The sequence below is a fragment of the Burkholderiaceae bacterium genome, from assembly GCA_024235995.1.
Lineage (GTDB): Bacteria > Pseudomonadota > Gammaproteobacteria > Burkholderiales > Burkholderiaceae_C > Ottowia.
The window spans coordinates 1582609-1602103 of the sequence record JACKLI010000001.1 but is presented as its reverse complement, the minus strand read 5'-3'; the positions used below and the strand labels follow the sequence as shown (position 1 = coordinate 1602103).

Annotated in this window: 19 protein-coding genes; 8 read left to right on the top strand and 11 right to left on the bottom strand. The window is 69.8% G+C overall.

Annotated elements, in window-relative coordinates; translation table 11 throughout:
* The first annotated feature begins 3 nt into the window (after positions 1 to 3).
* The 5 genes from H6927_07725 to H6927_07705 all read left to right on the top strand — a co-directional run bounded on the left by H6927_07725 (position 4) and on the right by H6927_07705 (position 4767).
* Positions 4 to 849, top strand: coding sequence for a TauD/TfdA family dioxygenase (locus H6927_07725; protein ID MCP5217992.1), 846 nt, complete (start codon positions 4 to 6; stop codon positions 847 to 849).
* 131 nt (positions 850 to 980) lie between these two features.
* On the top strand, positions 981 to 2039 hold the full coding sequence (locus H6927_07720) for a 3-keto-5-aminohexanoate cleavage protein (protein ID MCP5217991.1): 1059 nt from the start codon (positions 981 to 983) through the stop codon (positions 2037 to 2039).
* A 16-nt stretch (positions 2040 to 2055) separates the two neighbouring features.
* Positions 2056 to 2991, top strand: a complete 936-nt coding sequence (locus tag H6927_07715; GenBank protein MCP5217990.1) for a 3-keto-5-aminohexanoate cleavage protein — start codon at positions 2056 to 2058, stop codon at positions 2989 to 2991.
* Between the two features lie 28 nt (positions 2992 to 3019).
* Positions 3020 to 3994 (top strand): zinc-binding dehydrogenase, encoded by a 975-nt coding sequence (locus H6927_07710; GenBank protein ID MCP5217989.1) that lies wholly within the window; start codon positions 3020 to 3022, stop codon positions 3992 to 3994.
* Between the two features lie 23 nt (positions 3995 to 4017).
* Positions 4018 to 4767, top strand: coding sequence for an SDR family oxidoreductase (locus H6927_07705; GenBank protein ID MCP5217988.1), 750 nt, complete (start codon positions 4018 to 4020; stop codon positions 4765 to 4767).
* Between the two features lie 10 nt (positions 4768 to 4777).
* Here the strand turns inward: H6927_07705 and H6927_07700 are convergent, their stop codons facing one another.
* The 7 genes from H6927_07700 to H6927_07670 form a co-directional block, all read right to left on the bottom strand.
* Positions 4778 to 5830 (bottom strand): AraC family transcriptional regulator, encoded by a 1053-nt coding sequence (locus tag H6927_07700; GenBank protein ID MCP5217987.1) that lies wholly within the window; start codon positions 5828 to 5830, stop codon positions 4778 to 4780.
* Between the two features lie 97 nt (positions 5831 to 5927).
* Entirely contained in the window at positions 5928 to 6983 is a 1056-nt protein-coding gene (locus H6927_07695) for a 2-oxoacid:ferredoxin oxidoreductase subunit beta (GenBank protein ID MCP5217986.1), read from the bottom strand.
* Complete coding sequence (locus H6927_07690) at positions 6980 to 8809, bottom strand: 2-oxoacid:acceptor oxidoreductase subunit alpha (protein ID MCP5217985.1); 1830 nt, start codon at positions 8807 to 8809, stop codon at positions 6980 to 6982. The genes H6927_07695 and H6927_07690 overlap by 4 nt, the downstream gene beginning before the upstream one ends.
* The gene (locus H6927_07685) at positions 8806 to 10647 is read right to left on the bottom strand and encodes an FAD-dependent oxidoreductase (protein MCP5217984.1); all 1842 of its coding nucleotides are present in this window, start codon (positions 10645 to 10647) and stop codon (positions 8806 to 8808) included. Before H6927_07685 ends, H6927_07690 begins: the two co-directional genes overlap by 4 nt.
* Before the next feature lie 141 nt (positions 10648 to 10788).
* The gene (locus H6927_07680; GenBank protein MCP5217983.1) at positions 10789 to 11265 is read right to left on the bottom strand and encodes a VOC family protein; all 477 of its coding nucleotides are present in this window, start codon (positions 11263 to 11265) and stop codon (positions 10789 to 10791) included.
* An 82-nt stretch (positions 11266 to 11347) separates the two neighbouring features.
* The gene (locus H6927_07675) at positions 11348 to 12625 is read right to left on the bottom strand and encodes an acyl-CoA dehydrogenase family protein (GenBank protein MCP5217982.1); all 1278 of its coding nucleotides are present in this window, start codon (positions 12623 to 12625) and stop codon (positions 11348 to 11350) included.
* Between the two features lie 131 nt (positions 12626 to 12756).
* Complete coding sequence (locus H6927_07670; protein MCP5217981.1) at positions 12757 to 13668, bottom strand: NAD-dependent epimerase/dehydratase family protein; 912 nt, start codon at positions 13666 to 13668, stop codon at positions 12757 to 12759.
* Between the two features lie 47 nt (positions 13669 to 13715).
* Here H6927_07670 and H6927_07665 point away from each other — a divergent pair, with 47 nt between their 5' ends.
* The 3 genes from H6927_07665 (at position 13716) to H6927_07655 (ending at position 17238) form a co-directional block, all read left to right on the top strand.
* Entirely contained in the window at positions 13716 to 14762 is a 1047-nt protein-coding gene (locus tag H6927_07665; protein ID MCP5217980.1) for a CDP-6-deoxy-delta-3,4-glucoseen reductase, read from the top strand.
* A 94-nt stretch (positions 14763 to 14856) separates the two neighbouring features.
* Positions 14857 to 15819 carry a tripartite tricarboxylate transporter substrate binding protein gene (locus H6927_07660; protein ID MCP5217979.1) on the top strand — a complete coding sequence of 321 codons (963 nt, stop codon included), beginning with the start codon at positions 14857 to 14859 and terminating at the stop codon, positions 15817 to 15819.
* 108 nt (positions 15820 to 15927) lie between these two features.
* Complete coding sequence (locus H6927_07655) at positions 15928 to 17238, top strand: homogentisate 1,2-dioxygenase (GenBank protein ID MCP5217978.1); 1311 nt, start codon at positions 15928 to 15930, stop codon at positions 17236 to 17238.
* Positions 17239 to 17257: 19 nt separating this feature from the next.
* Here the strand turns inward: H6927_07655 and H6927_07650 are convergent, their stop codons facing one another.
* From H6927_07650 to H6927_07635, 4 genes are read right to left on the bottom strand one after another with little or no spacing between them, the layout of a single operon-like run.
* The gene (locus H6927_07650) at positions 17258 to 17455 is read right to left on the bottom strand and encodes a DUF2892 domain-containing protein (protein ID MCP5217977.1); all 198 of its coding nucleotides are present in this window, start codon (positions 17453 to 17455) and stop codon (positions 17258 to 17260) included.
* Positions 17456 to 17508: 53 nt separating this feature from the next.
* Positions 17509 to 18885 (bottom strand): TolC family protein, encoded by a 1377-nt coding sequence (locus H6927_07645; GenBank protein MCP5217976.1) that lies wholly within the window; start codon positions 18883 to 18885, stop codon positions 17509 to 17511.
* Positions 18882 to 19238, bottom strand: a complete 357-nt coding sequence (locus H6927_07640; protein ID MCP5217975.1) for a carboxymuconolactone decarboxylase family protein — start codon at positions 19236 to 19238, stop codon at positions 18882 to 18884. Before H6927_07640 ends, H6927_07645 begins: the two co-directional genes overlap by 4 nt.
* Positions 19239 to 19249: 11 nt before the next feature.
* Positions 19250 to 19474, bottom strand: a complete 225-nt coding sequence (locus tag H6927_07635; GenBank protein ID MCP5217974.1) for a DUF2892 domain-containing protein — start codon at positions 19472 to 19474, stop codon at positions 19250 to 19252.
* Positions 19475 to 19495: the final 21 nt, after the last annotated feature.

The following is a 19495-nucleotide window of genomic DNA, read 5'->3' as shown; positions in this document are numbered from 1 at the left end:
GGCATGAAAGTCAGACAAATCACCCCCGCCATCGGCGCCGAGATTTCCGGTGTCCACCTGGGGGAAGCCGCCCGCGACGCCGAGCAGTTCGCCGAGATTAAGGCCGCGCTGCTCAAGCACCGCGTCCTGTTCTTCCGCGGGCAGGACATCACGCGGGCCGAGCACGTGGCGTTCGCGCGCTGCTTCGGTCCGCTGGAAGACCATCCGGTGGTCGGCAGCGATCCCGACCATCCCGGCCTGGTGCTCATCTACCGCAGCGACAATCCGCACAGCTTCGAGAACACCTACCACTGCGACGGTTTGTGGCGCCCCCACCCGGCCATGGGCGCGGTGCTGCGCTGCATCGAGTGCCCGGAGATCGGCGGCGACACCATCTGGGTCAACATGGTGAAGGCCTACGAGGAGCTGCCCGACTACGTCAAGGCGCAGATCGCCGACCTGCGTGCCAAGGCCAGCATCGAGCACAGCTTCGGCGCGGTGCTGACGCCCGAGGCGCGTGCCAAGCTGGTGCAGGAGCACCCCACCGCGGAGCACCCCGTGGTCCGCACCCACCCCGAGACAGGCGAGAAGATCCTGTTCGTCGGCGCGGGCTTCACGTCGCACTTCGTCAACTGGAGCACGCCGGCGAACGTGCGCCACGGCATCGACAAATCACCCGGCGCATCGCTGCTGCTGAACTATCTGACCAGCCGCGCCAGCATCCCCGAATACCAGGTGCGATGGTCGTGGAAGCCGGGCGACGTCGCGGTCTGGGACAACCGCAGCACCCAGCATTACGCCTGCAACGACTACTTCCCAGCCCCGCGCAAGATGGAGCGCGCCGGGATCGTCGGCGACCGTCCGTACTGACGACCTCCTCCCACCCTGACGAAAACAGAGTTTTTCGCCAAAAAAATGAACCCCCGCAGTTTGGCGGGGCAAGCACAGCGCCGGGATTGGTCACAACTTCTGACCCGACATCAATCGCAAGGACACCCACCATGAATTTCCTCGACGGCCATCTCTTTCCCGAAAACCAGCAGCCGCTGATCATCACCGCCGCCCCCTATGCGCCGGGTTGGCTGCCGGCGGATTTTCCGCAGGACATCCCCGTCACGATGGATCAGCAGATCCAGAAGGCGGTGGATTGCTACAACGCCGGCGCCACCGTGCTGCACCTGCATGTGCGCGAGCTGGACGGCAAGGGCAGCAAGCGGCTGTCGAAGTTCAATGAGTTGATCGCGGGCGTGCGCAAGGCCGTGCCGGAGATGATCATCCAGGTCGGCGGCTCCATCTCCTTCGCCCCCGAGGGCGAGGGCCAGGCGGCCAAGTGGCTGTCGGACGACACGCGCCACATGCTGGCCGAGCTCGACCCCGTGCCCGACCAGGTCACGGTCACCGTCAACACCTCGCAGATGAACGTCACCGATCACGCGGAAGACGCCGACTTCGTCGGCACCTCGCGCGAGAACCCCAAGCTGTTCGACACCTACAAGGACATGATCGTGCCGGCGAACCCGCTGTGGGTCGAAGAGCACGTGCGGCGCCTGTCGGCCGCCGGCATCCAGAGCGCCTTCCAGTGCTACAACATCAACAGCTTCGAGTCGGTGGAGCGCCTGATGCGCCGCGGCTTCTACAAGGGGCCGCTGGTGATGAACTGGGTGGCCATCGGCGGCGGCATGGACACGCCCAACGTCTACAGCCTGGGCAACTTCATGCGCGGCGTTCCCGATGGCGCCGTGGTCACGGTGGAAAGCAACGTGCGCAACGTGCTGCCGGTCAACATGATGGGCATCGCCATGGGCCTGCACGTGCGCTGCGGCATCGAGGACTGCCTGTGGAACCAGGATCGCAGCGCCAAGGCCAGCACGGTCTCGCAGATCGAGCAGCTCGTGCGCATCGCGCGTGAATTCCGCCGGCCCATCGCCACGGCAAAACAAGCGCGCCAGATCAGCCGCATCGGCGTGTTCTTCGAGACCGTGGAAGAAACGCTGGCGCAGAACGGGTTTGCGCCGAACCGCAACGGCGCCACCCAGGGTTTTTTGCGCAAGACGCATTGAAGCCGGAGGCAGGACCGTGGCCGCACCGCAAGGCAAAGTCATCGTCACCTGCGCCGTGACCGGCGCGATCCACACGCCGAGCATGTCGCCCTACCTGCCGATCACGGCGGGGCAGATCGCCGACGAAGCGGTCGCCGCGGCGCAGGCCGGGGCCGCCATCGTGCACCTGCACGCGCGGCAGCCCGGCGATGGCCAGCCGTCGCAGGATCCGGAACTGTTCCGGGCCTTTCTGCCGGCCATCGCCGAGCGCTCGGACGTGGTCATCAACCTCACCACGGGCGGCGCGCCGACGATGCTCGTGCAGGAGCGCCTGCAGCCGGCGCTCCGGTTCAAGCCCGAGGTGGCCTCGCTGAACATGGGGTCGATGAATTTCGGCCTCTACCCGATGCTGAAGCGGCACGCGCACTTCCAGCACGACTGGGAGCGCCCCTACCTGGAAGGATCGGAAGACCGGGTCTTTCGCAACACCTTCAAGGACATCCGCTACATCCTGGAGTCCTGCGCCGACCATGGCACCCGTTTCGAGATCGAGTGCTACGACACCAGCCATCTCTACACCGCGGCGCATTTCATCGACCGCGGCATCCTCAAGCCGCCTTTTTTCATCCAGACGGTGTTCGGCCTGCTGGGAGGCATCGGCACGCACCCCGACGACGTGATGCACATGCGCCGCACGGCCGAGCGTCTGTTCGGGCAGGACTACTACTGGTCGGTGCTGGGTGCGGGCCGCAGCCAGATACCCATTGCCGCGCAGGCCGCCGCGATGGGCGGCAACGTCCGGGTCGGGCTGGAGGATTCCCTCTGGGACGGGCCGGGCCAATTGGCCACCAGCAACACGCAGCAGGTGCGGCGCATCGTCTCGATCCTGCAGTCGCTCAATCTCGCGGTAGCGACACCGGACGACGCGCGACGCATGCTGCAACTCAAGGGACGAGATGCCGTCGCGTTTTGATTTTGAAACTGAGTTACCGGAAATGAAAATGCAAGCAGTGCGCGTGTTGCCGACCGCCGATGGCGGCCAGCTGGAGATCCAGGACATCCCGATCCCCGAGCCCGGCCCCGGCGAAGTGCGGGTGCGCGTGCGCGCCTCGGGCATCAACTATGGCGAGATCAAGCACATGCGCGAGCACCGCGCCGGCCAGCCGGTCACGGCCGGTGTCGAGTTCGCGGGCGAGATCGACTGCGTGGGCTCGCAGGTGCAGGGCTGGCGCGTGGGCGACCGCGTGATGGGCCATGGCCGGGGCTGCCATGCGCAGTACGTGATCGCGGCGCCGCTGGCGCTGATGGCGCTGCCGGACGATGTGTCGTATATCGATGGGGCGGCGTTTCCCAACGTGTTCATCACCGCGCACGACGCGCTGGTGAGCAACGGCGAGCTGAAGGCGGGCGAATCGGTGTTCATCAACGGCGCGTCCGGCGGCGTGGGCATGGCCGCCATCATGATCGCCTCGGCGCTCGGCGCCGCGCCCGTGATCGCCTCTTCGCGCTCGGCGCAAAAGCTGGAGCAGCTGGCCCCATTCGGCATGGATGTCGGCATCGATGCATCCAGCCAGGACCAGGTCGAGGCCATCATGGCCGCCACCGGCGGGCGCGGCGTGGACATCATCATCGACACCATCGGCGGCACCGTTTTCGAGGACCACGTCAAAAGCCTGGCGGTCAAGGGCCGCCTGGTCAATCTGGCGCGGCTGGGCGGGGCCCAGTACGCGCGCCTGGACATCAACCAGCTGTGGCTGAACCGTCTGAAGCTGATCGGCGCCACCTTCCGCACCCGCAGCGAGCAGGAGCGCCTGGATTGCGTGCAGGCCTGCGCGCGCGACCTGCTGCCCTTCTTCCGCGCGGGCAGGCTGCGGCTGCCGGTGGAGCGCACCTTTGCCCTGCCCGCCATCGGCGAGGCGTACGAGTACATCGTGCGCAGCCAGCACATGGGCAAGCTGGTGCTGATCCCGGATTGATCCCGTTCGTGACAGGAAACGACATGAGCACTTCCCCCGTGGTGCTGGTGACCGGCGCGACCGCCGGCATCGGCCGCGCCGCCGCCCTTGCTTTCGGCCGCGAGGGCGCGCGGCTGGTGTGCTCCGGCCGCAACGCCGAAGCCGGCGAGCAGCTGGTGGCGCAGTTGCAGGCCCTGGGCGCCCAGGCCGTGTTCGTGCGCGCCGACGTGAGCGACGAGAGCCAGGTCGAGCAGCTCGTGGCCACCGCCGTGGCGCGCTTCGGCCGGATCGACATCGCGGTCAACAGCGCCGGCATCGAAGGCACGCCAGGACCCCTGACCGGGCAGACGGTCGAGTCCTGCCGCGCCACCCTCGACGCCAACGTGCTGGGCACCTTGCTATGCCTGAAGCACGAGCTGCGCGCAATGAAGGCGCAGAAGCAAGGCGCCATCGTCAACCTGTCGTCCACCATGGGCAGCCGGGGCAACGCGCAGAACCCGGTGTACGTGGCCAGCAAGCACGCCATCGAGGGGCTGACCAAGTCCGCCGCGCTGGAGGCCAGCCCCTTCGGCGTGCGCGTGAACGCGGTCGCCCCCGGCCCCATCGACACCGGCATGCTGGAGCGCATCGCGGGCGGCGCCGAGCGGGTCGCCGCCGTGGCGGCCTCCATCCCGATGGGCCGCATCGGCACGCCCGAGGAGGTGGCCGACGCCATCGTCTTCCTGGCCTCCGGGCAGGCCCGCTACGTCACGGGCCAGATCCTGGCCGTCAATGGCGGCAAGACGGCCATGTAGCCGAGCGCGGTCAGCCGGGACGCGGCTCGCCATGCGCCGCATGCTCGGCCGCTGTGGACTGCTGCCGGCGCCAGCCCGAGACGCTGGTGCCAAAGGTCGACCGAAACCAGTGGCTGAAGCTGCTGGGGCCTGAAAACCCCAAAAGCCCTGCCACCTCGCCCAGCGGCAGGTCGCTTTCGCGCAGGTGGCGCAGCACCAGCCCGGCACGGACCTCGTCCAGCAGCGCCGAGAAGGTATGCCCCTCGGCGCTGAGGTGGCGGTGCAGCGTGCGGCGGTCCATGCCCAGGTGCCGGGCCATCTGCTGGGCGGTGCAGCGCCCGCCCGGCAGCAGGGCGGTGATGAGTTCACGACAGGTGGCCTGCGCGTCGGCGTGGCGGCGGTGCAAGGCCGCCTCCAGGTAGTCGCGCGCGAAACGCACGACACCGGTGTTGTCCGGCACGCGCGACAACTGCATGTCGGCCAGTGCGCAGACCATGCCGTTGAAGCCCTGGTTGAACATCGGCATGCGGCCGAAGAAAGCGCGATGCACCGAGGCATCGACCGGCGCGCGGTGCGTGAAGCACACCTGCAGCGGCCGCCATTGGGGGCCGATCAGCTCCCGCAGGATGCGGAACTTGACCGCCACGGCCAACTCGATCGACTGCCGGATCGACACCCCGCCGGGAACCGGCAGCAGGTCTTCGCGCACCAGCACCGTGGAGCCGGCGTCTTCGATGCGGGTCACCAGCGCGGAGCTCAGCAGCTTGAGATAGCGGCACAGGGTGTCCAGCGCTTGCCGGGGGGTGGGCTCGTCCTTCAGCACCAGGCTGATCGGCCCCAGGTTCGAGAAGGTGCGCTGCGCGGCCAACCTCAGCGCGAAATTCTCGGCACCCGTAATGCGCGCCGTGCGCTCCAGCAGTTCCCGCACGGCATAGCTGGGAATGAGCGTCTCGGGGTTGTCCAGCAGGCGCGCCGACAGCCCCACGCCACGCAGCAGAGGGTGGGGATCGTGCCCCAGCTCACGCACGAGCGTCACATAGCCGGTCAGGCTGGCGCTGCGGATGAGCTGGTCAGAAGCAGGCATGCGCAGCCGGCATGTCAGCGACGCGGATGGCGGCAGCCGGATGCGCTTGGCGGGTGTCCCTCGGGCGTAAGGGTCACGCAGCAGCGACCACGGTTCATCACCGCCAACCGGCGTTGAGCTGTTCGAGCGCCGCCGCACCGGGGCACAGATCCGCCGTGCCCAGGCTGTTCAGGGGCCGCGCGCTGGTGTGCTGGGCGGCGTGCAGGTCGCCCGCCTCGGCCTCCAGGTACAACAGGCCCGTGACCAGCTCGCCCTTGGCCGCGTGGCCCTGCATGTAGGCCATGGCGGCCACGCGGTCGGTGGGGTCGTAGTCCTGGTGCAGCTTGTGCAGGCGCAGCGTGCTGCCGTCGTGCTGCTCGACGTCGATCACCTCGCCGGGCGCGTAGTCCACCGTGATTTCCTGGCGGCCCAGGATCAGGTCGATGCGGCTGACGGCCTCGTTGTGCTCGCGCACCCAGTCGTAGCTGCGCGTGCTGCCGGCGTGGTTGTTGAAGGTGACGCAGGGGCTGATGACGTCGATGAAGGCCGCGCCGCCGTGGCCCATGGCCGCCTTGATGAGCGGCACCAGCTGCGCCTTGTCGCCCGAGAAGCTGCGCGCCACGAAGCTGGCGCCCAGCTGCATGGCCAGGCCCACCAGGTCGACCGGGCTGTCGGCGTTGACCGCGCCCTTCTTGCTCTTGCTGCCCTTGTCGGCGGTGGCCGAGAACTGGCCCTTGGTCAGGCCGTAGACGCCGTTGTTCTCGACGATGTAGACCATGTTGACGTTGCGCCGCATGGCGTGGGCAAACTGGCCCAGGCCGATGGAGGCCGAGTCGCCGTCGCCCGACACGCCCAGGTACAGCAGGTCGCGGTTGGCCAGGTTGGCGCCGGTGGCCACGCTGGGCATGCGCCCGTGCACCGTGTTGAAGCCGTGGCTGGCGCCCAGGAAGTAGTCGGGCGTCTTGGACGAGCAGCCGATGCCCGAGAGCTTGGCCACGCGGTGCGGCTCGATGTCCAGTTCCCAGCAGGCCTGCACGATGGCCGCCGAGATCGAGTCGTGCCCGCAGCCGGCGCACAGGGTGGACACCTTGCCCTCGTAGTCGCGCCGGGTGTAGCCCACCTTGTTGGGCGTGAGCGAGGGGTGGTGCAGGCGCGGCTTGGCGATGTAGGTCATGACTTGATCTCCTGCGGCGCCACGACCGCCTCGTGCACGTGGTCGGTGATGTATTGGGTGATGAAGCGCGCGGTGATCGGCGTGCCGTCGAAGTGCAGCACGCGCTGCAGCTTGGCCGGCGGGATCTCCAGCTCGTTGATCAGCATGGAGCGCAGCTGCGCATCGCGGTTTTGCTCGACCACGAACACGGTCTCGTGCGCATCGATGAACTCGCGCACGCTGGGCGAGAACGGGAAGGCGCGCAGCCGCAGCGCGTTGAGGTGGATGCCCTGGCTGGCCAGCTCGTCCAGCGCCTCGTGCATGGCCGGGCTGGTGGAGCCGAAGAAGATCACGCCCAGCCGCGTGCGCCGCGCCGCCGGCCGCGGCACCGGCGGCGGCACCAGGGTGGCGGCGGTGGCAAACTTTTTGAGCAGGCGCTCCACGTTGTAGACGTAGTCGGGCCCGCGCTCGGAGTAGCGCGCGTAGGGGTCGCGCGTGGTGCCGCGCGTGAAGTAGCTGCCGCGCGTGGGGTGCGTGCCCGGCAGCGTGCGCCAGGGGATGCCGTCGCCGTCCACGTCCTTGTAGCGGCCGAAGTCGTGGGTCTCCAGGTCCTCGGCCGTCATCACCTTGCCGCGGTCGTGCTGGCGCGCATCGTCCCAGGCCAGCGGCTCGCACAGGCGCTGGTTCATGCCGATGTCCAGGTCGGTCATCACGAACACCGGCGTCTGCAGGCGGTCGGCCAGGTCCAGCGCGGTGGCCGTGTGCTCGAAGCATTCCTTCGGGTCTTCCGGAAACAGCAGCACGTGCTTGGTGTCGCCGTGCGAGGCGTAGGCGCAGGCCAGCAGGTCGGCCTGCTGCGTGCGCGTGGGCATGCCGGTGGACGGCCCGCCGCGCTGCACGTTGACCAGGGTGACCGGAATCTCGGCGAAGTAGGCCAGGCCGATGAACTCGGTCATCAGCGAGATGCCCGGCCCCGAGGTGGCGGTGAAGGCGCGCGCACCGTTCCAGCCCGCGCCCACCACCATGCCGATGGAGGCCAGCTCGTCCTCGGCCTGCACGATGGCGTACTTGTGGCGCCCTTCGGCATCGACGCGAAAGCGCGCGCAGTAGCTCATGAAGGCCTCGGCCACCGAGGTCGAGGGCGTGATGGGATACCAGGCGCACACCGTGGCGCCGCCGTAGACCGCGCCCAGGCCGGCGGCGGTGTTGCCGTCCAGGAAGATGCGCTGGCCCACGCGGTGCGAGCGCTCGACGCGGATGGGCAGCGGATGCGCCAGATGCTCGCGCGCGAAGTCGCGCCCCAAATTGAGCGCCTGCACGTTGGCGGCCACCAGCTTGTCCTTGCCCCTGAATTGCTCGCCCAGCAGCTGCTCGATCACCGCCGCGTCGATGTCCAGCAGCATCGACAGCGCGCCCAGCGCCATGATGTTCTTGAGCAGCTGGCGCTGGCGCGGATCGCTGTAGACGGCGTTGCAGATCTCGGTCAGCGGAATGCCGATGACGGTGATGTCGTCGCGCAGTTCCTCGCGCGGCCGCACGCGCGTGCTGTCGTACAGCAGGTAGCCGCCGGGCTCGATCTCCTCCACGTCGGCGGCCCAGGTCTGCGGGTTCATGGCCACCATCATGTCGATGCCGCCGCGCCGCCCCAGGTAGCCCTTGGCGCTGACGCGCACCTCGTACCAGGTGGGCAGGCCCTGGATGTTGCTGGGAAAGATGTTGCGCGGGCTGACGGGCACGCCCATGCGCAGGATGGCCTTGGCGAACAGCTCGTTGGCGCTGGCCGAACCCGAGCCGTTGACGTTGGCGAACTTGATGACGAAGTCGTTGACCGCCGCGATCCGATTCATGGCCGAGCTCCCTTGCCGTTCATGTCGTTCATGCCGATGGTGTGCGAGGCCCCGCCCGCCTTGGTCATGGACAGGAACCACTTCTGCATGTCCCACGCGCCGGTGGGGCAGCGCTCGGCGCACAGGCCGCAGTGCAGGCACACGTCCTCGTCCTTGACCATCACGCGGCCGGTCTTGACCGGCGGCGACACCAGCACATCCTGCTGCAGGTTCAGCGCCGGCGCGTTCAGCCGTCCGCGCAGCTCGGCCTCGTCGCCGTTGCCGGTGAAGGTGATGCAGTCCATCGGGCAGATGTCCACGCAGGCGTCGCACTCGATGCACAGCTTGGGTGAGAACACCGTCTGCACGTCGCAGTTGAGGCAGCGCGAGGCCTCCTTGAACGCGGTGCGCGCGTCAAAGCCCAGCTCCACCTCCACCTGGATGCTGACCAGGGCCTGCTCGGCCTGCGCCCAGGGCACCTTGTAGCGCTGGTCGTTGCTGGGGTCGTTGTCGTAGGCCCACTCGTGGATGCCCATCTTCTCCGACACCAGGTTGGTGTAGGGCGGCGGTCGCTCGCTCACCGGCCGCTCGTTCAGGTAGCGGTCGATCGACACCGCGGCCTCGTGGCCGTGGGCCACCGCGGTGATGATGTTCTTGGGCCCGAAGGCCGCGTCGCCGCCGAAGAACACCCGCGGCAGGGTCGACTGGAACGTGGCCTGGTCCACCACCGGCAGGCCCCATTCGCCAAAGGCAACGCCCACGTCGCGCTCGATCCAGGGAAAGGCGTTTTCCTGACCGACGGCGATCAGCACCTCGTCGCACGCGAAGAACACCTCGGGCTCGCCGGTGGGCACCAGCTGGCGCCGGCCCCGGGCGTCGCGCTCGGCGCGCACGATCTCGAACGTCATGCCCGTCAACCGGTCGCCCTCGTGCACGAAGGCCTTGGGCACGTGCATGTTGATGATGGGAATGCCCTCGTGCTGCGCGTCTTCCTTCTCCCAGGGCGAGGCCTTCATCTCGTCGAAGCCCGAGCGCACGATGACCTTGACGTCCGCGCCGCCCAAGCGCCGCGCCGTGCGGCAGCAGTCCATGGCGGTGTTGCCGCCGCCCAGCACGATCACGCGCCGGCCGATGCTGCTGACGTGGCCGAAAGACACCGAGGCCAGCCAGTCGATGCCGACGTGGATGTGCGCGGCCGCCTCCTTGCGCCCCGGCAGGTCCAGGTCGCGCCCGCGCGGCGCGCCGGTGCCGACGAAGACGGCGTCCCAGCCCTGCGCCAGCAGCGCCCGCATTGAATCGATGCGCTGGCCGGGCTTGAACTGGGGCCCGAGGGCAAAGACGTAGCCCGTCTCCTCGTCGATCACGCTCTCGGGCAGGCGAAAGCGCGGAATCTGCTGGTGCATGAAGCCGCCGGCCTTGGCCTCGGCGTCGAACACCGTCACGGCGTAGCCCAGCGGCGCCAGGTCGCGCGCCACCGTCAGCGACGCTGGCCCCGCGCCGATGCAGGCCACGCGCTTGCCGTTGGGCTGCGCGGCCGGCTGGGGCATGCGCGCCGCCACGTCGCCCTTCAGGTCGGCCGCCACGCGCTTCAAGCGGCAGATGGCCACCGGCTCGGGCTTGGCGGCATTGGCCTGCTCCACCCGCCCGCGCCGGCAGGCCGGCTCGCAGGGGCGGTCGCAGGTGCGCCCCAGGATGCCCGGAAACACGTTGGACACCCAGTTGACCATGTACGAATCGGCGTAGCGCCCCTGCGCGATCAGGCGCAGGTATTCCGGCACGGGGGTATGGGCCGGGCAAGCCCACTGGCAGTCCACCACCTTATGGTAGTAGGCCGGGTTCTTGGTGTCCGTCGCTTGCATCAACCGTCTCCTGCTGAAACCGCATGCGCCGCCTCGAAGGCGATCTGGATGCCTGTATGTAACGATCAGTTTAAGACAACGCCCCCAGCGCCTACGGGCGGTGGGGGCGTTCGGTGCCGGGGTTGCGTCATGCCGGCTCGATCAATCGCGCGGCAGCGCCGCGTAAGCGGCGATCACCTCGGGCGGCGCCTGCACCAGCTCGATCAGCACCCCTTCGCCGGCGATCGGAAACTCGTCGCTGGCGCGCGGGTGCAAAAACGTGATGTCGTGGCCGGCGGCGCCCTTGCGGATGCCGCCCGGTGCAAAGCGCACGCCGCGCGCGGTCAGCCACTCGACCGCCCGCGGCAGGTCGTCGATCCACAGCCCCACGTGGTTGAGCGGCGTGGCGTGCACGGCCGGCTTCTTGTCGGCATCGAAGGGCTGCATCAGGTCGACCTCGACCTTGAACGCGCCGCGGCCCATGGCGCAGATGTCCTCGTCGACGTTCTCGCGCTCGCTGCGAAACGTGCCGGTGGGCGTCAGGCCCAGCATGTCCACCCACAGGGTCTGCAGGCGCTTCTTGTCCAGTCCGCCGATGGCGATCTGCTGGATGCCGAGAACTTGGAAGGGACGGGTCATGAGGGGGCTCCGGTACAAAGGGTGGGCCACGGCGTGGCCCGATGGGTCAGGGCAAAGAATAGCAGCGCCTGCCACCCCTGCCTCAGCCATCGTCCAGTCCGCCCTCGGGCGGCATCCAGCGCTGCAGGTGCAGCACGTTCTCGCCCCGGTGCGCGCGGCTGCGGGCCAGCTCCTGGCGCGCGATGGCGCGCAGGTGCACCTCGTCGGGCCCGTCCATGAAGCGCAGCGCGCGGCCCCAGCTCCACAGGCCGGCCAGCGGCGTGTCGGGCGTCAGGCCGGCGGCGCCGAACACCTGCATGGCGCGGTCGAGCACGCGCGTCTGCAGCCGCGCGGCCACCAGCTTGATGGCCGACACGTCGACGCGGGCGGCCGGGTTGCCCGCCGTGTCCATGCGCCAGGCCGCATGCAGCACCAGCAGGCGCGCCTGGTCGATCTCGACGCGGCTCCAGGCGATCCAGTCCTGCACGTTGGCAAAGTCCGACAGGTGCCGGCCAAAGGCCATGCGCTCCAGCGCGCGCTCGGCCATCAACTCCAGCGCCAGCTCGCACTGGCCGATGGTGCGCATGGCGTGGTGCACGCGCCCCGGCCCCAGGCGCGCCTGGGCCATGGCAAAGCCCTCGCCCTCGGCGCCCAGCCGCTGGTCGGCCGGCACGCGCACGTCGCGCAGCACGATCTCGCAGTGCCCCTCGATGGCCTGGTGCTGCATCACCGGGATGTTGCGCACCACCTGCACGCCCGGCGCGTCCATGGACACCAGCAGCAGGCTGTGGCGCCGGTGCGCGGGCGCATCGGGCGCGGCGTCCGACACGCCCATCACGATCGCCAGGCGGCACAGCGGGTGCGCCGCGCCGGTGGTGAACCACTTGCGCCCGTTCAGCACGTAGCCGTCGCCGTCGCGGGCGATGCGCGTGCCCAGGTTGGTCGGATCGGACGAGGCCACGTCGGGCTCGCTCATGGCAAAGCACGAGCGGATCTGCCCCTGCAGCAGCGGATCGAGCCACCGGGTGCGCTGCGCCGGCGTGGCAAAGCGGTGCAGCAGCTCGATGTTGCCGGTGTCGGGCGCGCTGCAGTTGAACACCTCGCTGGCCCAGGGCACGCGGCCCATCGACTCGGCCAGCGGCGCGTAGTCCAGGTTGGTCAGGCGCGTGCCGGGCTCGTCGTCGCGCAGCTCGGGCAAAAACAGGTTCCACAGCCCGGCGGCGCGGGCCCGGGCCTTCAGCGGCTCGACCACGTCCAGCGGGTAGACCCCGGCCTCGGCCCAGCGGCGCCAGTCGCGGTGCGAGGGCAGCACCAGGTCCTGCATGAAGCGCTGCACCTGCGGCAGCAGCACCTGCGCGGGCGGGGAAAGGGCAAAGTCCATGGCGGCACTGTAGGGCGCCGGGCCTCTGCGTCAAGTCAAACCCGGATGCGTGTGGGACAGCGCCTGGGTTGGCCGAATTCATGAGTCCAATCGACCTGCAGCCCGCTGTCCATCCGCGCAAGGAGCTCCTCTTATGAGAGCAAACCGGTGTCCGGCCCCGGGTAGCGCAGGCGCAGGCGCAGCTCGCGCTTGAGGCGCGTGTTGTCGATGCGGCGCGACTCGCCCATGAAGCTGAGCATCATGGGCGACAAGGCATCGCCGGCCGCCGCACGGCTCACGCGCGGCGGGCGCGGCAGGCCGTACAGCTCGGCCGCCAGGTCGTAGTACGCGCCCATCTTCAGCCGGCTGTCATCGCCGGCGTTAATGACCCGTTGCGGCCGGCCGCGCCACAGCGCCAGCACGCAGGCGCGCGCCAGGTCGTCGGCGTGGATGTGGCCGGTGTAGACGTCGTCCGCGGGCGCCAGCACCGGCGTGCCCTTGAGCAGCCGCTCGCGCGCGCCGCCCGCGCGGCCGGGCGCGTAGATGCCGGGGATGCGCAGGATGCTGACGCGCGCGCCCACGGCGCGGCCGAAGCCCCGCACCCAGCCCTCCGCCGCGGCACGCGCCTGCGCGCGCCGCGTTTGCGGGCGAATGGGCCGCGTCTCGCGCACCAGGGCGCCCGCGCAGTCGCCGTACACGCCGGTGGTCGAGCCATACACCAGCGCCTGCGGCGCGCTGCGCTGCGCCAGGGCCCGCAGCAGCGCGCGCGTGCGCGCATCGTGCGGCATGCCGCCGGGCGGTGGCACCAGATGCAGCACGCGATGCGCCAGGCCGGCCAGGCGTTGCAGGCTGGCCGCGTCGTCCAGCTCGCCCGCCAGCGGCGTGATGCCGAGCGCGCGCAGGCGGGCCGCCTCGCCGGCCGAGCGCACCAGCGCCAGCACGCGCACGCGCGGCAGCAGCAGGCGGGCCGCGCGCGTGCCCACGTCGCCGCAGCCGACGACGAGCACGCGCGGGCGCCGAAAGCGCGCCGGCAGCGCGCCGAGAGGGCTCTGAATTGAGGGCAAAATCAGCTCATTGAAGCGACGCGGATCGCGCAAGGATACCCAAGGCCATGCCCTACACCATCACCGTGCAGCCCAGTGGCCGCACCTTCGAGGCCGACGCCGGCGAGCCGATGCTGACGGCCGGCATCCGCCAGGGCATCGGCCTGCCCTACGGCTGCAAGGACGGCGCCTGCGGCTCGTGCAAGTGCAAGAAGATCTCGGGCCACGTCAGGCATGGCACGCACCAGAGCAAGGCGCTCTCGGCCGAGGAAGAAGCCGCCGGCTACGTGCTGACCTGCTGCGGCGTGGCGCAAAGCGACGTGGTGCTGGAGTCGCGCCAGGTCACGCACGCGGGGGCTTTCCCGATCAAGAAGATGCCCGCGCGCGTGGCCGAGCTGGAGCGCCTGGCGCACGACGTGATGCGCGTGCGCCTGCAGCTGCCCGCCAACGACGTCATCCAGTACCACGCGGGCCAGTACATCGAGATCATCCTGCGCGACGGCAGCCGCCGCAGCTACAGCATGGCCGGCGCGCCGCACACGCTGACCGCCACCGGCGTGCCCATGGTCGAGCTGCACCTGCGCCACATGCCCGGCGGCAAGTTCACCGACCACGTGTTCGGCGCCATGAAGGCCAAGGAGATTCTGCGCATCGAGGGCCCCTACGGCAGCTTTCGCCTGCAGGACGACAGCCCCAAGCCCATCGTCTTCCTGGCCTCGGGCACGGGCTTTGCGCCCATCAAGGCCATCGTCGAGCACATGCAGTTCATGGGCATCACGCGCGAGGCCGTGCTGTACTGGGGCGGCCGCCGCCCGCGCGACCTGTACATGGACGCCTGGGTGCGCGGCAAGCTGCTGGAGCTGCCGCACCTGCGCTACGTGCCCGTGGTGTCCGACGCGCTGCCCGAGGACGACTGGCAGGGCCGCACCGGTTTCGTGCACCGCGCCGTGCTGGAAGACTTCGCCGACCTGTCGGCCCATCAGGTCTACGCCTGCGGCGCCCCCATCGTGGTCGACTCGGCCCGGCGCGACTTCGTGCAGCAGGCCGGCCTGCCCGAGTACGAGTTCTACGCCGATGCGTTCACCAGCGAGGCGGACAAGGCGCACGAGCCTTGAGCACGCGTGGACCATCCGCCCACGCTCTATTTTCGATAGCTGTTTGCGCTTGTTTACCGGGCGCCACAAGCCCATTTCACTCCAAAGGATCGACATGAAACGACGCACCCTGCTCTCCTCCACCCTCGCTCTGGCCGCCGCTCCCGCCTTCGCCCAGGGCGGCAAGCCCATCCGCCTGATCGTGCCCTACGCGCCCGGCGGGCCGCTGGACATCACCTCGCGCGTGCTGGCCGAGCAGGTGCAGGCCAGGCTGGGTCCTGTCATCGTCGACAACAAACCGGGCGCCGGCGGCAACATCGGCTCCGACCTGGTGGCCAAGGCCGCGCCCGACGGCCTGACGATCGGCATCGCCGCCGTGGCCACGCACGCCATCAACCCCTGGCTGTTCAGCAAGATGCCCTTCGACGCGGCCAAGGACTTCGCACCCATCACGCAGATGGTGCGCGTGCCCAACGTGCTGGTGATGAACGCCGACACCGCCCGGCGCCTGCACATCCGCACGCTGGCCGACCTGATCGCGTACGCCAGGAAGAACCCCGGCAAGCTCAACTACGGCTCGGGCGGCAACGGCTCGGCCGGCCACCTGGCCGGTGAGATGTTCAAGCAAGGCGCGCGCATCTTCGCCGTGCACATTCCCTACAACGGCGGCAACCCGGCGCAGCTGGCGCTGCTGGCCGGCCAGGTGGACTTCAACATCGACAACCTGGCCACGGCCGCGCCCAACATCAAGGCCGGCAAGATCGTCCCGCTGGCGGTGACCACCGCCCAGCCCTCGCCCCTGCTGCCCGGCGTGCCCACCATCGCGCAGACCCTTCCCGGCTTTGCGATCGACACCTGGTGGGGCCTGGTCGCCCCGGCCGGCACGCCGCCCGACGTCATCGCCCGGCTGAACGCGGCCTTCACCGAGGCGCTGCGCAGCCCCGCCACGCGCGAGCGCTACGCCCTGCTGATGGCCGAGCCCGTGCCCACCACGCCCGAAGCCTTCGGCCAGCTGATGGCACGCGAACGGGCGCGCTACGAGTCGGTGGTCAAGGCCTCGGGCGCGCACGTCGATTGACGGGCACCGAACCGGGGGCTGACTGGCCAAGACCTTCGGCCCGCCTGCCCCGGCCGGCAGCAGGCGTGCGGCTCGAGTCCTATAGTTCGGGCAACACCCGCTCGATTGATGGAGACACGAGGCATGGCCGACCTGAAACTTTCCTACATGTCCGGCTTCGGCAACGAATTCGCGACCGAGGCGCTGCCGGGCGCGCTGCCGGTCGGGCGCAACTCGCCGCAGAAGGCACCGTACGGGCTGTACGCCGAGCAGCTGTCGGGCACGGCCTTCACGGCGCCGCGGCACGCCAATCGGCGCAGCTGGCTGTACCGCATCCGCCCCACGGCCGTGCAGCAGCCGTTCGAGCCCAGCTCGGCGGCCGCGCGCTGGCTGTCGCGCTTCGACGACGTGCCGACCCCGCCCGACCCGCTGCGCTGGGACCCGCTGCCCATGCCGGCGGCGGGCAGCAGCGTCGACTTCGTCGACGGCATGGTGACCATGGGCGGCAACGCCGGCTGCGGCATCCACCTGTACGCCGCCAATCGCTCGATGGATCGGCGCTACTTCTACGATGCCGACGGCGAGCTGCTGATCGTCCCCCACCATGGCCGGCTGCTGCTGGCCACCGAGTTCGGTGTGCTCGACGTCGAACCGCAGGAAATCGCCGTCATCCCGCGCGGCGTGCGCTTTCAGGTGCGCCTGCCCGACGGCGGCGCGCGCGGCTACGTGTGCGAGAACTTCGGCGCCTCGCTGCGGCTCCCCGACCTGGGGGTGATCGGCTCCAACGGCCTGGCCCATCCGCGCGACTTCCTCTACCCGGTGGCGGCCTACGAGGACATCGAGGGGGACTTCGAACTGCTGGCCAAGTTCGACGGCCACTTCTGGAGCTCGCGCACGCGGCATTCGCCGCTCGATGTGGTCGCCTGGCATGGCACGCACGGCCCCTACAAATACGACCTGCGCCGCTTCAACGTGACCGGCTTCCTCAGTCACGACCACCCCGACCCGTCCATCAACCTGGTATTGCATGCGCCCAGCGCGGTGCCCGGCGTCGACACGCTCGACTTCGTCGCGTTCGCGCCGCGCGTGCTGGCGATGCGGGACACCTTCCGCCCCCCATGGTTCCACCGCAACATCGCGGGCGAATTCATGGGCCTGGTGCACGGCGTGTACGACGCCAAGGCCGAAGGCTTCGTGCCCGGCGGCGCCTCGCTGCACAACACCATGACCGGCCACGGCCCCGACGCCGAGACCTTCGCCAAGGCCAGCGCCGCCGACACCACCCGGGCCGACTGCATCGCCGACACCATGGCGATCATGTTCGAGACCCCGGTGATCATCCACACCACGCGCCAGGCGCTCGAATCGCCGCAGCGCCAGCGCCAGTACATCCAGGCTTGGCAGGGGCTGCAAAAGCACTTCGACCCGAGCCGGCGCTGAGGGCGCGCTCGGGGGCGCCTCAGGACTTGCTCTTGAGCGGGCAGGTGTTCATGCCCAGCAGCTTGTACGCCGGGCAGGTGCCCGCCAGGCCGGTGAGCAGCGGCACCACGCCGATCCAGCCCCACCAACCGACGGTGCCGGTGGCGGCCAGCGCGATCAGCACCAGGCCGACGACGATGCGAAGAATGCGGTCGATGCCGCCGACGTTGTGTTTCATGACAAGCTCCTGGGGTGAAAAATCCAGCATCGTATGCCGTTCGATGCATCGCATCATGGCTTGGACACCGGCTCGCCCAGCGTGGCGTTGACCTGCGCCAGCCGGCCCTCGTCCAGCCGGTCGGCCAGCGCCGCCAGCCGCAGAAAGGTCAAGGCCTGGTCGCTGCGCGCCTGCGCCAGCGCCAGCTGCGCCTGGGCGTGGTCGTTCTCGGCGTTCAGCATGTCCATGACAGTACGGTCGCCCACTTCGCGGCCCAGGCGCGTGGCGTCCAGCCGCGCGGTGCCGGCCTTCAGCGCGTCTTGCAGGGCGGCGATGCGCAGGCTGCCGGCCTGCAGGCCCTGCCACGCGGCGCGCACCTGCTGGCTCACGTCCTCGCGCGCCGCGTCCAGCTCGGCGCGCGCCTTGTTCAGCCGCTCGGCGGCCTCGCGCTCCTGCGCCTGCACCATGCCGCCCGCATAGAGCGGGATGTTGAGCTGCACGCCCACCATGGCGTTCAGGCTGCGGTTGCGCGCCGAGCCGAAGTCGCCGCTGCCGGCGATGCGGTCCTGCCCGGCCTGCGCCACCAGGTCGAGCGTGGGGCGCCCGGCCGCGCCCTGCTGGCGCAGCTTCTGCTCGGCCACGGCGACGGCCTGCGTGAGCATGCGCAGGCGCGGGTTGTCGGCCTGCGCGGCCTGCTCCCAGTCGGGCGCGCCGCCTGCCGGCGGCAATGCCCCCGTCGGCAGCCCAGCGGTGGGCGCGGCCAGGCCGGTGCTGCCGGCCAGGGCCTGGCGGCGGATGCCCGCCTCCAGCATGGCGGCCGACTGCTGCGCGCGCACGCCGGCCAGGGCGGCGTCGGCCTCGTAGGTGTCGGTGATGGGCGAGGAGCCGATGCGATAGCGGTCGTGCGCCTCGGCGCGCGCGCGCTCCAGCGCCTGCACCTGCCCGCCGAGCACGCGCACGCGCTCGTCGGCCAGCGCCAGCGCCAGGTAGCGCTCGGCGGTGCGCAGCATCAGCTCAGCCTGCGCGCCATGCCAGGCGGTGTCGCCCATGTCGGCCGACAGGCGCAGCTGCTCGCGCTGGGCGTCGCGCGCCGGGTTGATCAGCGGCTGCTGCACGGTCACGCCCAGGCGCGTGGCCAGGCCGCCATCGACCGAGGTGGCGAAGCGCGCCTCGTCGATCTGCCCCATGCCGGGCGCCGAAAAACGCGCGCCGCGCATGGCCGTGTCCTGCGCGCCCAGGCCCGCCGACACGGCCAGCGACACACTGGGGCGCCACAGCGCGTCGGCCTGCTCGCGCAGGGTCTGGGTGGCAGCACGCTCGGCGCGCGCCACGGCCAGCTGGCGGTCGTGCTGGGCCGCGGCCTGCCAGACCGTCAGCAGGTCCTGCGCCCACGCCGCGGCCGGCAGCACCGTCGCCACCGCACAGGCCAGGGCGAGCAGTCGGTGTTTCACGACGCCGCCTTTTCCCCGCCAAACTCTTCGTAGGCCGTCAGTGCCGCCGCGGCGTACATCAGCGAGGGGCCGCCGCCCATGTACACGCACATGCCCAGCATCTCCTGCACCTCGGCGCGCGTGGCGCCCAGCTTGACCAGGGCCTTGCCGTGGTAGCCGATGCACGGGTCGCAGCGCGCGCCCACCGACAGCGCCATGGCGATCAGCTCCTTGGTCTTGGCGTCCAGCGCGCCCGCCTTGCCGGCGGCCTGCGCCATGGCGTTGAAGCCCTGCATGACCTCGGGGATGTCCTGGCGCATCTGCGCCGTCTTGGCCGAGACGGCGGTAATCAGGGACTTGTAGTTTTCGACCATGCGGCGCTCCTTCAGGCCTGGTTCTGGCACTCGCCGGGGCGCGCGCCCAGCTTGCGCATGATGACTTCCATCAGGCACCACTTGCTGAGGCCGCTTTGCAGGAAGTTGGCACCGACGAAGGCGGTGAACCACAGCCAGTTGGCGCTGTGGAAGATGGGGCTGCCGGGCGCGCCCAGGGCGAGCGAAAGCAGGATGAAGCTGCCGCCGATCAGGCGGGTGATTTGCCAGGATGTCATGTCATTTCTCCTTCAAAAACA

Coding starts and splice junctions, on each gene's coding strand:
- H6927_07675 (MCP5217982.1), bottom strand. CDS start 12,625: ATGGACTTTGCCCTTTCCCCGCCCGCGCAGGTGCTGCTGCCGCAGGTG.
- H6927_07725 (MCP5217992.1), top strand. CDS start 4: ATGAAAGTCAGACAAATCACCCCCGCCATCGGCGCCGAGATTTCCGGT.
- H6927_07695 (MCP5217986.1), bottom strand. CDS start 6,983: ATGACCTACATCGCCAAGCCGCGCCTGCACCACCCCTCGCTCACGCCC.
- H6927_07690 (MCP5217985.1), bottom strand. CDS start 8,809: ATGAATCGGATCGCGGCGGTCAACGACTTCGTCATCAAGTTCGCCAAC.
- H6927_07640 (MCP5217975.1), bottom strand. CDS start 19,238: ATGGTCGAAAACTACAAGTCCCTGATTACCGCCGTCTCGGCCAAGACG.
- H6927_07705 (MCP5217988.1), top strand. CDS start 4,018: ATGAGCACTTCCCCCGTGGTGCTGGTGACCGGCGCGACCGCCGGCATC.
- H6927_07685 (MCP5217984.1), bottom strand. CDS start 10,647: ATGCAAGCGACGGACACCAAGAACCCGGCCTACTACCATAAGGTGGTG.
- H6927_07680 (MCP5217983.1), bottom strand. CDS start 11,265: ATGACCCGTCCCTTCCAAGTTCTCGGCATCCAGCAGATCGCCATCGGC.
- H6927_07710 (MCP5217989.1), top strand. CDS start 3,020: ATGCAAGCAGTGCGCGTGTTGCCGACCGCCGATGGCGGCCAGCTGGAG.
- H6927_07665 (MCP5217980.1), top strand. CDS start 13,716: ATGCCCTACACCATCACCGTGCAGCCCAGTGGCCGCACCTTCGAGGCC.
- H6927_07700 (MCP5217987.1), bottom strand. CDS start 5,830: ATGCCTGCTTCTGACCAGCTCATCCGCAGCGCCAGCCTGACCGGCTAT.
- H6927_07635 (MCP5217974.1), bottom strand. CDS start 19,474: ATGACATCCTGGCAAATCACCCGCCTGATCGGCGGCAGCTTCATCCTG.
- H6927_07660 (MCP5217979.1), top strand. CDS start 14,857: ATGAAACGACGCACCCTGCTCTCCTCCACCCTCGCTCTGGCCGCCGCT.
- H6927_07720 (MCP5217991.1), top strand. CDS start 981: ATGAATTTCCTCGACGGCCATCTCTTTCCCGAAAACCAGCAGCCGCTG.
- H6927_07655 (MCP5217978.1), top strand. CDS start 15,928: ATGGAGACACGAGGCATGGCCGACCTGAAACTTTCCTACATGTCCGGC.
- H6927_07650 (MCP5217977.1), bottom strand. CDS start 17,455: ATGAAACACAACGTCGGCGGCATCGACCGCATTCTTCGCATCGTCGTC.